This is a genomic window from Micromonospora sp. BL4 (genome assembly GCF_003667505.1).
Taxonomy (GTDB): Bacteria; Actinomycetota; Actinomycetes; order Mycobacteriales; family Micromonosporaceae; genus Micromonospora.
Window position 1 is genome coordinate 1 of record NZ_RCVJ01000196.1, and the last position, 9,969, is coordinate 9,969.

The window sequence follows — 9,969 nt, forward strand, 5'->3', positions numbered from 1 at the left end:
CCCTCCCCTGTCTGCGGTTGATCAAGAGGTTCGCGTCACCAGCCTCGGCGTGTCGTGACGCGAACCTCTTGATCACGTCAGGGGGTCGCGGGGGTTGGGGCCGTGATCGCCCAGCGTTCGTGGTCGCGCCACGCGCCGTCGATGAACAGGTAGTCCGGGGAGAAGCCCTCCAGCCGGAAACCCAGCTTGCGGGCCACCCGCAGGGACGGCTCGTTGCCGGGTTGGATGTTCGCCTCCAAGCGGTGCAGCCCGAGCAGCCCGAACGCGTGGTCGATGACCAGGGCGAGGCCCGCCGAGGCGTGCCCGGTGCCGCTGTACGGCTGGAACGCCGCGTACCCGAGGTAGCCGCCACGCAGCGCGCCCAGCACGATCCCGCTGATGGTCACGTAGCCGGCGATGTCGCCGCTGACCCGGTCGCAGATCAGGTAGCCGGAGCTGTCGCGGCGGCGGATCCGGCTCAGGTACCGGTCGTACTCCTCCGGGCTGTCCGGCGCGGCCAGCCACGGGTGGTGCAGTTCCCGGCTGCGCCTCGCCGCCGCCACGAACTCGTCGCGGTCGGTGGGCCGGGGTCGGCGGATCGCGGCATTATCGCCGGTGCGCAGGTATCTCACGGCGGACCACTCTGACGGACCTGCCCGGGCGCTGTCCAACCGCAAACGCTGCGCCCGCGAGCCGCGTCCGTCAGCGCACCGTGGGATCGGTGCTCTCCCGGGGCAACACGGTGTGCGGCGCGGTGACCATGGCGACCGCCGCGTCGGGCCGCTCGATCCGGGCGGCGACCCGGGCCACGGCCTCCCGCGCGAGAAAGCCGGTGTCGACGGAGACGGTGCTCAGCGTCGGCCGGGAGTAGCGCCCCTCCTCGATGTCGCCGACGCCCATCACGGCGACGTCGGCGGGGACACGCAGCCCGGCGTCGAAGGCGGCGCGCATCGCGCCGATGGCGAGGGGGTCGGAGTGGCAGAAGATGGCGTCCGGACGGTCCGGACGGGCGAGCAGGGCGCGGGCGGCACGGTAGCCGTCGGCCCGGCGGTGCTGCGACGCCGGCAGCAGGTGACCGGGTACGGGCGCCAGCCCGGCCCGGCGCAGCGCGCGGTGATAGCCGGCCGTGGGCGGCGCACCCGGGTCCGTCGGGCACGCGCCGATCGCGGCGATCCGCCGGCGGCCGGCGCGCAGCAGGTGCCCGACGGCGTCCTCGGCCGCGCCGGCCACGTCGACCGTGACCCGGTCGCAGTGCCCGTGTCGGGCCTCGCCGCCGACGAGCACGACGGGACGTCCCGCGGCGGCCAGCGCCTCGACCAGTTCGGCCGGCGCGACGGGCGCGCTCACCAGCACCCCGTCCACCGGCATCGCCCGGGCGTCAGCCAACGTCGGCGCTGCCCGCTCGTCGTCGGGCCCGGCCTGCTCGATGACGACCCGGTAGCCCCGGCTCCCGGCCGCGCGAACGACCTCACGCGCGAGTTCGTCCGGGTAGGGCACGTCGCCGTCGGGCAGGACGAGGGCGAGCACACCGGTGCGGCCGGTCCGCAGGGTCCGGGCGGACACGTTCGGCCGGTAGCGCAGCTGAGCGACGGCGGTCTCGACCCGGTGGCGCACGTCCGGGCTCACGTGGGGGTAGCCGTTGATCACGTTGGAGACGGTCTTCACGGACACGTCAGCGAGCCGTGCCACGTCCTTGAGCGTGGAAGCCACGACCCGCCCTCCCCCCGAACAACGTCACACCACCAAAGCCATTTCGCTGGTGTAGTTCCGACCCTTGCAGGCGATTTCACACCTGTCAAGGCGCTACGGTGGTGTGAAATGGAAGGGGTGGCCCGTGGAGGACGACGCTGGGGTGCCGGCCGCCGTGCGGCTCGTCCGGGACTTCGTGAACACCTTCGAGCCGCAGATCGACGACGAGATGTTGACCAGCCCCGACCGGTTGCGCGACTGGTTCGTCGAACGGAACCTGCTGGCGCAGGACACCTACCTCGGGCCGGCGGACCTCGACGTGGCAGTGACGGTCCGGGAGGGGCTGCGCGCCGTACTGCTCGGTCACGCCGGTCACCACGGCGACCCGGCGGCGATCGACCAGCTCAACCGAGCCCTGGCCGGCGCGCCCGTCGCGCTGCGCTTCGCCGACGACGGCCACCGCCTGGCCCCCGCCGGGGCCGCGCCCCTGGACCGGGCGCTGGCGGGGCTGGTCGACGCGATCCGCGTGTGCGGCGAGGACGGCACCTGGCCGCGGCTCAAGGTCTGCGCCCGCGACACCTGCCGCTGGGCCTACTACGACGCCTCCCGCAACCAGGCCCGCCGCTGGTGCTCGATGGCTGGCTGCGGCAACTACATCAAGATGAAGCGGGCGTACGCCGTGCGCACCGGCCGCACCCGGGCCGCTCCGCCGACCACGTGACCCGGGGCACCCCCGACGGCCTGGGGAATCGCGGCCGCTCGCCGGGGCTTGATACCTACGCCGAGCGCCCGCCGGCACCACGCAACGGAGGATTTCTGATGCGCCTTCCCAAGTCCCTGCTGGCACTGTCGGTGGCGGCGCTGACGCTGGCCGTGCCCATCGCCTGTTTCGCCCAGGTCTTCTGACGCGTCAGAGCGGACCGGGACGGGTCTGCTCCAGCGGCAACGGGACCTGGAGGAACGTGGTGCCGCGCAGGTCCAGCCACGCCCGGTCGGGCCCCCGGACCAGCCGCAGCATCACCTCTTCACACGACGGACAGCGCGCGACCAGGCCCGGGGCGTGCGAGAAGACGTGCAGGCTGGCCATCGAGCCGGTCATTCCGCAGTTCTCGCAGCGGCCCATCGCGGTGCTCAGGTCGACGGCGAACAGCTCGCGCAGCGGGCCGTCGAGCATGTTGCCGTCCAGGTACGACATCTCGGTCATCGGGTCTCCTCGACGTTGCGGGGCGGGCGGGGCGGTCAGCCGGTGGGCCCGAAGCGTTCGGTCTTCACCCGCCGCGACGGGTGGCCCAGCCCCACCAGCAGGTCGGCCACGGCCTCCACGAACCCGGTCGGGCCGCACACGTAGGTGAGCGGTTCCAGGTCCGGCGGCCAGCCGTGGGTGTTGACGTCGGCCAGCCCGATCCGGTGCGGCTCACCACGCCACCCCTCGGGCGCCTCGCGGGTGTACACGTACGCCACGTCCAGCCCGAAGTCGTCGCGGACCCGGCGGCGCAGCTCGTCGGCGTAGATCACATCGTCGGGCGTACGCACCGAGTAGAGCAGCCGGAACGGCACCTTGCTGCCGGTCTCCCGCCGGGCCCGGATCATCGCCATCAGTGGAACGATGCCGGAACCGCCGGCGAGCAGCTGCACCGGCGCGGTCTCCTCCGGCCGCCAGATGAACCAGCCGCCGAGCGGTCCGCGGACCTCCACCGGGTCGCCCGCGCCGTAGACGTCGATCAGGTACGGCGACACCTCGCCGTCCGGCACCCGCTGCACGGTCACCTCGATGCGCGGGCCGCCCGGACCGTCCACCACGGGCCCGGCCACCGAGTACGACCGGGCGGCCTGGTACCCGTCCGGGGCGGTCAGCCGCAGGTCGACGTGCTGCCCGGGCAGGTGCCCCGGCCAGTCCGGCACCTCCAGCACCAGGGTCTGCGCGCTCGGTGTCTCCACCCGGCGCTCCACCAGCCGGCCGACCTGCCAGCGGATCGGAGCCCGCGCCGGGGTGCCCGTCGCGACCGCGCGCTCAGTCACCCTGGTACCGCTGCTCGCGCCACGGGTCGCCGTAGTCGTGGTACCCGGCGGTCTCCCAGAACCCCGGCTCGTCCATCGTCTTGAGCCGGATGCCGCGCACCCACTTGGCGGACTTCCAGAAGTACAGGTGCGGCACCAGCAGCCGTGCCGGCCCGCCGTGCTCGGGCGCCAGCGGCGCGCCGTCGAAGGTGTGCGCCACCCAGGCCCGGCCGCCGCGCAGGTCGTCCAGCGGCAGGTTGGTGGTGTACCCGCCGTACGAGTGCGCGAGCGCGAAATGCGCGCCGGTGTCCACGCCGTCGAGCAGGGTGTCCAGTGAGACGCCCTGCCAGGTGGTGCCGAGCTTGGACCAGTGGGTGACGCAGTGGATGTCCACCATCGGCGTCTCCTGCGGCAGCGCCATCAGCTCCTGCCACGACCACCGGTGCTCGGTGCCGTTCTCGGCGGCGATGACGAACTCCCAGGTGTCCAGCGACACCCGGGGCGTCGGGCCGGCCGAGAGCACCGGGAAGTCCTCGGTCAGGTACTGCCCGGGTGGCAGGGCCGGCTCCTGTGTTCGGGGCCGACCCTGAAAGCCCGGTGACACGATTCCCATTGCACAGTCGTACCACCCGCGCCGGCCGGGGCGGGAGCTTTCCCGCGTACCTCCTCGTCGCCCCGGCGCGGCGCGGTCAGCGCCGCTCCGCGACCACCTCGCGCTCCTCGGGCTGACCGCCCCGAGTGGCGCGCAGGCTCGTCAGCGTGACCACCACCAGCACTCCGATGATCACCCCGAGCGAGGCGAGAGTGGGGATCTGCGGCACGCTCTCCCAGATTCCGTGCGCCCAGTGCAGGCCCAGCTTGAGCCCGATGAACGCCAGGATGATGGCCAGGCCGTAGCTGAGATGCACCAGCCGGCTCAGCGCCGCGTGCAGGACGAAGTAGAGCGCGCGCAGACCGAGCAGGGCGAACGCGTTGGTGGCGAAGACGAGGTACGGGTCCTCGGTGATGCCGTAGACGGCCGGCACCGAGTCGACCGCGAAGACCACGTCGGTGGCCAGCACGGCGACCACCACCAGGGCGAACGGGGTGAGCGCCCGCTTCGCGCCCTGCCGGACGGTCATCCGGGTGCCGTGGTACTCGTCGACCACCGGCATGAACCTGCGCAGCACCCGCACCGAGCGCATCTTGTTGATGTCGACCTCCTGCTGGTGCCCGGAGAGGGCGTCGCGCAGCAGCTTCACCGCCGTGGCGATGAGGATGATCGCGAAGAGCAGGAAGGCGAAGTCGAGGGTCTGCAACGCCGCCGCACCGAGGGCGATGAAGACCGCCCGCAGCACCAGCGCGCCGGCGATGCCGTAGAGCAGCACCCGCTGGGCGAGCACCGCCGGCACCGCGAACGCGGCCAGCAGCAGCATGAAGACGAAGAGGTTGTCGACCGAGAGCGACTTCTCCACCAGGTAGCCGGTGAGGTACTGCACGCCCAACTCGGAGCCGTAGCGGGCCCAGATCCAGCCGCCGAACGCCAGCGGCAGGGCGATGTAGAACGCCGACCAGCCGATCGCCTCCCGCATCGACACCTCGTGCGGGCGGCGGGTGACCAGGAAGTCCAGCACCAGCAGCAGCAGTACGCCGGCGATGGTCACCGCCCACAGCGTGGGCGTGCCCACCGACGACAACTCACCGGCAGCGGACAGGTACGACACTTCGGTCATGGGGCCTCCTCGAACACCGTGTCATGTTCGAGGTCTCCTTCACCCATCAACAGCTGGGCAACCACCCGAGGCGCGCCGGGCGCGCCGTACTGACCGGAATGGTTCGTGGGAAGTACTCCCCTCGCAGGACAAGGTTAGGCCAGGCTCAATCTCGACGCCAAGCGGGACGTGGATGGTTGCCCTGATCAACCGCTGTGTGCCGCCCGGCTGGAGCGCGGTCAGCCGCGCCGCAACGTCGCTCCCGGGGCCATCGCCGGCTCGACGAGCTGCCGGTAGTCGCGCGGCAGTTGGGTCGCCACGTCGTCGAACTCCCCGCCGCTGATCGCCTCGCGCAGGGTGGTGAAGACCGCCCGGACGGCGTCGCGGGCCACGGGCTCCTCCACGTCGGCGCGCAACGCCACCCGGGCCACGAACTCGGCCGCCCCGAAACGGTCCGCCTGCTCGGTACGGGGGCTCGGCTTCAACACCAGTTGCAGCGGCTTGGGAAGCTGGGCGGCCAGATCCAGCACCTCGCCGCCGGTCAGCCGCTCGGCGAACGTCTCCAGCACGGCCCGGGTCAACTCGACCGCGCGCTCCGACGGCGCCCGGGTGCGCTGGGAAACCTGGTCGATGAAGGTGTCGTAGTTCATCGCGTACCCCCTCGGGCTTGCGTTCGGCCTCGGGCTGGCGTTCGGCGTCGGGCGCGGGTACCCGCGGCAGCCCGGGGGAAACGGCAGCCGATTCGACCGTTGACCCGGGCGTGACCGGGAGGCGAGCGGGTAACCGCCGCCCGTCGTGACCACATCGATGTCCCGAGGGAGCCCCTGCCATGGCGAGCTACGCCGACGTCCTGCAGTACCTGTCGAGCCTGGACTACCCGGCCGAGAAGGACGACGTGGTCCGCGAGGCCGAGCGGGAGGGTGCCCCGCCGGACGTGCTGAAGGCGTTGCGCGCCCTGCCGCCGGTGGACTACGCGAACGGCACCGAGGTGGCCCGGTCGGCCGGCATCGAGGCGGCCCCGGAGGTGGGCCCTTCGCAGCGCGCCGCGCAGGCCCGGGACAAGCACAACCGTGTCTCGCAGCACCTGCGTGGCATCTGACCCCACAGTGGTGACCGCCCGGGTCCTGGTGCAGCGCGGATGACCCGCGCGCATCAGCTGCCCCGGGCGCCGGACGGGCACACCCCGGCCGCGTTGCAGCTCGTCCTGGTGGGGGTGGTGGGCGTCGTCGTCGGCGGCATCGTCGCCGTGCTGTGGGTCTGGCCGCTCGCCCCGCTGGTCGGCTGGGACGCGGCCGCGCTGAGCTGGCTGTGGCTGGTCTGGCGCAAGCTCTGGCCGCTGGACGCCGCACAGACCTCGCGGGTCGCCTCGTACGAGGACCCCAACCGGGCCGTCCGTGATCTGGTGCTGCTGGTCGCCTGCGTGGCCAGCCTGCTGGCGGTGGGGCTGGTGCTGGCCAGCGCCCACTCCACGCCGCCCGGGTTGCGCCGCGAGGTGTCCGGCGGGCTGGGCGTGCTCAGTGTGGTGCTGTCCTGGCTGGTGGTGCACACCGTGTTCGGCGCCCGGTACGCCCGGATCTACTACACCGGCCCGGACGGTGGGGTGAACTTCAACCAGCCCGAGCCGCCCCGGTACTCCGACTTCGCCTACATGACGTTCACCATCGGGACGACGTTCCAGGTCTCCGACACGAACCTGACCAGCAATGAGATGCGTCGTGCGGTGCTGCGGCACTCGATGGTGTCGTACCTGTTCGGCGCGTTCATCATCGCCGTCACGGTGAACCTGCTGGCGGGGCTGGCCCGCTGAGACGCCGGGACAGGCGGGCGCCCCGGGGCCACGAACCGCGACCGGGGGCGCCACGCAAACCTGCCCAGGCGGTGAGTCGCGTCCGAACCGGAGGCGATCACCAGGCGGTGGATGGGCGCTCGAACCGAGCGGCCAGCACTGCCGGGTACAACCATACGACAGAACATCCTCCGTACGGTCAGTTTTTGCCGAACTGTGGGCCAGGGCACGTCATGGTCAACTGGTCAGCTCCGCGTACCGGTGCTCCAGATCGACCCGCGCCAGCGCCCCCACCAGCCAGGCCAGCCGCTCCGACTCACCGCTGCCGGCCAACCCGGCCAGGTCGTCGGCGGACCGGCCCAACCCGAGCCGGCGGGCCGCGGCCAACGCCCGCCGGTCGGCCACCGGGGCGACCTCACGCCACAGCGCCTGCGCCTCGCGGAGGAACAGGTCGACCACCTGGTCGTCCACCCCGGGCAGCTCGGCGAGGAGCTTGCGCTCCCTAGCCGGGTCGTGGTGCGCCAACGCGCGCAGCCGGCGCAGATCGCCCCGGTACCGCTCGACGACCGTACGAGCCAGGTCGCCCAGCACGTCGGCCAACGCGTCCACGTCGCCGCGCTGGCCGCTGTCGCGCAGCACCCGCACCCGGTCCTGGTGCAGCGAACGCGCCAACCGGGCGGCGCTGTCCCACCCCTCGTCGCGCAACGCCCCCGCGCCGTCCACCGCCCGACGGAAATCACCCCGTCGGGCGAGCAGCACCGCGAGGTAGAGCACCTGAAAGAGACTCGCCGGGTTGTTCGTGACCCGGAAGCCGTACTGCTCGGCGAAGCCCCGTCCGCTGCCGGCGAGCCGGCGGGCCAGGCGCTTACGGTCCTCCACCGGAGTGATCAAAGTGGTCGCCATGCCGGCGACTACCCACGCCGACGTCGGTCACACGCCGGGGCTGCGCCGAGCGGGCGTGGCCTCAGCCGTGCAGGCCGCCCGTACGGTCGCGGGCCTTGAGCCGGGTCGTGGGCAGGTCGGGCGCCGGCAGCGGCGGCGCCGGATCGTCGGCGACCACCCCGAAGCGTCGCCCGGCCATCCAGTCCTCCCGGGCCTGGACGACCTCCTCGTGCGAGCGGCCGACGAAGTTCCACCACATCACCAGCGGCTCGTCGAACGGCGTACCGCCCAGCAGCAGCAACCGGGCCCCGGCCCCGCCGCGTACGGTCAGCTCGCGCCGATTCGAGCCCAGGTAGAGCAGCGCGCCGGGTTCGAACCCGACACCGGCCGCCTCGGCGGAACCGGACATCGCCAGCAGCGCGTACTCGAAGTCGGGTCGCAGCGGCAGCGTCGTCGGCCCGGTGCCGGTCAGCTCCAGCTGCACGCCGACCAGCGGGGTATGCACCACCGCCGGGGATCGCTGTCCGGCGAACTCACCGACCAGCAGGGTCAGGTCCAGATCGCCGTCGCGCCAGCGCGGCAGGTCCGCGTGGTGGGCGAAGTCCGCCGCTCCGGCTCGCGCCGGGTCCGGAAGCGCCACCCAGAGCTGCACGCCGTGCATCACCGGCGGATGGGTTTCCGGCGACCGCTCCGAGTGGGCGATGCCGTGCCCGGAGGTCATCACGTTCAGCTGACCGGGCCGGATCGGCTGGATGTTGCCCAGGCTGTCCCGGTGCAGGATCTCGCCTTCCAGCAGCCAGGTCACCGTCTGCAGGCCGGTGTGCGGGTGCGGCGGCACCTCCATGCCGGGGCGCTGCTCCACGTCGTCCGGGCCGAAATGGTCCACGAAGCACCACGCGCCGACCATCCGGCGGGGGCGCTGCGGCAACAGCCGGCGGACGGTCGTGTAACGGCCCAGCGGCACGTCGTGGCCGGGCAGCAGCACGCTGCCGGGATCGACGTCGGCCACACCGGGCGGTCGGGTCTCCGCCAGCATCGATTCAGTACGCTCCACCGCCCGACTGTACGCTCGCGCCCACCCGCGTCCGCGGCGCTTCCCGCACCGGGTGGCTCGGTTCACCGGGTGCTGGCGCCCACCGTCACGCTGCTGACTCCCGCCGCCAGGTCGAGGTAGAGCCGGTCCGCCGACCGCTCCCACCCCGGTGTGTCCACCAGCGTGCCGGCGGCCACCCCGGCCCATCGCGCGTCGCGCAGCACCACCGAGGCGGCACCTGCTCCCGCACGGACCCGTACCGGAGGCTCACCGGGCACCCGGACGTCGAGTTGGCTGGCCCCACCGGTAAGCCGGACCGTCATGGTGCCAATGACGGGCGGCAGGAGCAGTTCGGTGCGGGCCGAACCGCCAGCGAGCTCCAACCCCAGCAGGCGGGCACGGGTCAGGTCCAGCACCTGACTGCTCACACCCCCGGCCAGGTGGAGACGCCAGCTGGTCCGCTCGTTGAGCAGAACCCGCACCGCCCGCACCCCGGACGAACCGGTGGCCACCACGCCGAGCCGTACCGTCTCGCCCTGCACCGTCGGCTGAGCCGTCACGCCCGAGTCGGCCGGACTGCTGATCCGGTACAGGTCGTCACCCAGGTCAACCATCCGCAGCTCGAACGAAGAGAGCCCGTCCGCGAGCACAAAGGTGGCCCGCTGCCGCCCCGCCAACGGCGCTGTCACCGTCTCCCCGGCGGCCGCTGCGCCGTCGCTACCCGGCCCGCCGCCGGCCCTGTCGGGGTCGGCCGCGCCCGTGCGAGAGCCGGCGTCCGATCCGGCATCGTCCGGTCGGCCAGCGTCGGGTTGGACGCTGCCGGGGCGGACATGATCCGGGAACGCGCCGTCGGACCCGGTGCCGTCGGGGCGAGTGCCGTCCGGCCGAGTGCCGTCGGGGCGGGTGCCGTC

14 protein-coding genes are annotated in these 9,969 nt (G+C 72.7%); 4 read left to right on the top strand and 10 right to left on the bottom strand.

The window, feature by feature from the left end; translation table 11 throughout:
- Positions 1-77 precede the first annotated feature (77 nt).
- Entirely contained in the window at positions 78-611 is a 534-nt protein-coding gene (locus EAD89_RS26255) for a GNAT family N-acetyltransferase (RefSeq protein WP_233579138.1), read from the bottom strand.
- Between the two features lie 70 nt (positions 612-681).
- Positions 682-1,689: a LacI family DNA-binding transcriptional regulator gene (locus tag EAD89_RS26260; RefSeq protein ID WP_121677581.1), complete on the bottom strand. Its 1,008-nt coding sequence runs from the start codon at positions 1,687-1,689 to the stop codon at positions 682-684.
- 124 nt (positions 1,690-1,813) lie between these two features.
- On the opposite strand from EAD89_RS26260, the gene EAD89_RS26265 reads away from it, so the two are divergent.
- Positions 1,814-2,389 carry an ABATE domain-containing protein gene (locus EAD89_RS26265; protein ID WP_121677582.1) on the top strand — a complete coding sequence of 192 codons (576 nt, stop codon included), beginning with the start codon at positions 1,814-1,816 and terminating at the stop codon, positions 2,387-2,389.
- A complete protein-coding gene (locus EAD89_RS30310) occupies positions 2,386-2,574 on the top strand; it encodes a hypothetical protein (RefSeq protein ID WP_147458870.1) in 189 nt (62 codons plus the stop codon). The genes EAD89_RS26265 and EAD89_RS30310 overlap by 4 nt, the downstream gene beginning before the upstream one ends.
- Before the next feature lie 4 nt (positions 2,575-2,578).
- Here EAD89_RS30310 and EAD89_RS26270 read toward each other — a convergent pair whose 3' ends face one another.
- The 5 genes from EAD89_RS26270 to EAD89_RS26290 form a co-directional block, all read right to left on the bottom strand.
- Positions 2,579-2,872 (bottom strand): DUF6510 family protein, encoded by a 294-nt coding sequence (locus EAD89_RS26270; protein WP_121654038.1) that lies wholly within the window; start codon positions 2,870-2,872, stop codon positions 2,579-2,581.
- A gap of 35 nt (positions 2,873-2,907) precedes the next feature.
- A complete protein-coding gene (locus EAD89_RS26275; protein ID WP_121677583.1) occupies positions 2,908-3,687 on the bottom strand; it encodes a ferredoxin reductase in 780 nt (259 codons plus the stop codon).
- Positions 3,680-4,279, bottom strand: coding sequence for a sulfite oxidase-like oxidoreductase (locus tag EAD89_RS26280; RefSeq protein WP_121654040.1), 600 nt, complete (start codon positions 4,277-4,279; stop codon positions 3,680-3,682). The genes EAD89_RS26275 and EAD89_RS26280 overlap by 8 nt, the downstream gene beginning before the upstream one ends.
- Before the next feature lie 76 nt (positions 4,280-4,355).
- On the bottom strand, positions 4,356-5,378 hold the full coding sequence (locus EAD89_RS26285) for a TerC/Alx family metal homeostasis membrane protein (RefSeq protein WP_121654041.1): 1,023 nt from the start codon (positions 5,376-5,378) through the stop codon (positions 4,356-4,358).
- Between the two features lie 218 nt (positions 5,379-5,596).
- On the bottom strand, positions 5,597-6,007 hold the full coding sequence (locus EAD89_RS26290; protein WP_121677584.1) for a DUF2267 domain-containing protein: 411 nt from the start codon (positions 6,005-6,007) through the stop codon (positions 5,597-5,599).
- Between the two features lie 179 nt (positions 6,008-6,186).
- Between EAD89_RS26290 and EAD89_RS26295 the strand changes: the two genes are divergently transcribed.
- Both EAD89_RS26295 and EAD89_RS26300 read left to right on the top strand, forming a co-directional pair.
- Positions 6,187-6,456 (top strand): DUF2795 domain-containing protein, encoded by a 270-nt coding sequence (locus tag EAD89_RS26295; RefSeq protein WP_121654043.1) that lies wholly within the window; start codon positions 6,187-6,189, stop codon positions 6,454-6,456.
- A 39-nt stretch (positions 6,457-6,495) separates the two neighbouring features.
- A complete protein-coding gene (locus EAD89_RS26300; protein WP_121677585.1) occupies positions 6,496-7,164 on the top strand; it encodes a DUF1345 domain-containing protein in 669 nt (222 codons plus the stop codon).
- 216 nt (positions 7,165-7,380) lie between these two features.
- On the opposite strand, the gene EAD89_RS26305 is transcribed toward EAD89_RS26300, so the two are convergent.
- The 3 genes from EAD89_RS26305 to EAD89_RS26315 all read right to left on the bottom strand — a co-directional run.
- Positions 7,381-8,046, bottom strand: coding sequence for a hypothetical protein (locus EAD89_RS26305; RefSeq protein WP_121677586.1), 666 nt, complete (start codon positions 8,044-8,046; stop codon positions 7,381-7,383).
- Positions 8,047-8,107: 61 nt separating this feature from the next.
- On the bottom strand, positions 8,108-9,079 hold the full coding sequence (locus tag EAD89_RS26310; protein WP_121654046.1) for a pirin family protein: 972 nt from the start codon (positions 9,077-9,079) through the stop codon (positions 8,108-8,110).
- A gap of 62 nt (positions 9,080-9,141) precedes the next feature.
- Positions 9,142-9,969: hypothetical protein (locus tag EAD89_RS26315; RefSeq protein WP_233579140.1), on the bottom strand; the 828-nt coding region annotated here is incomplete at its 5' end.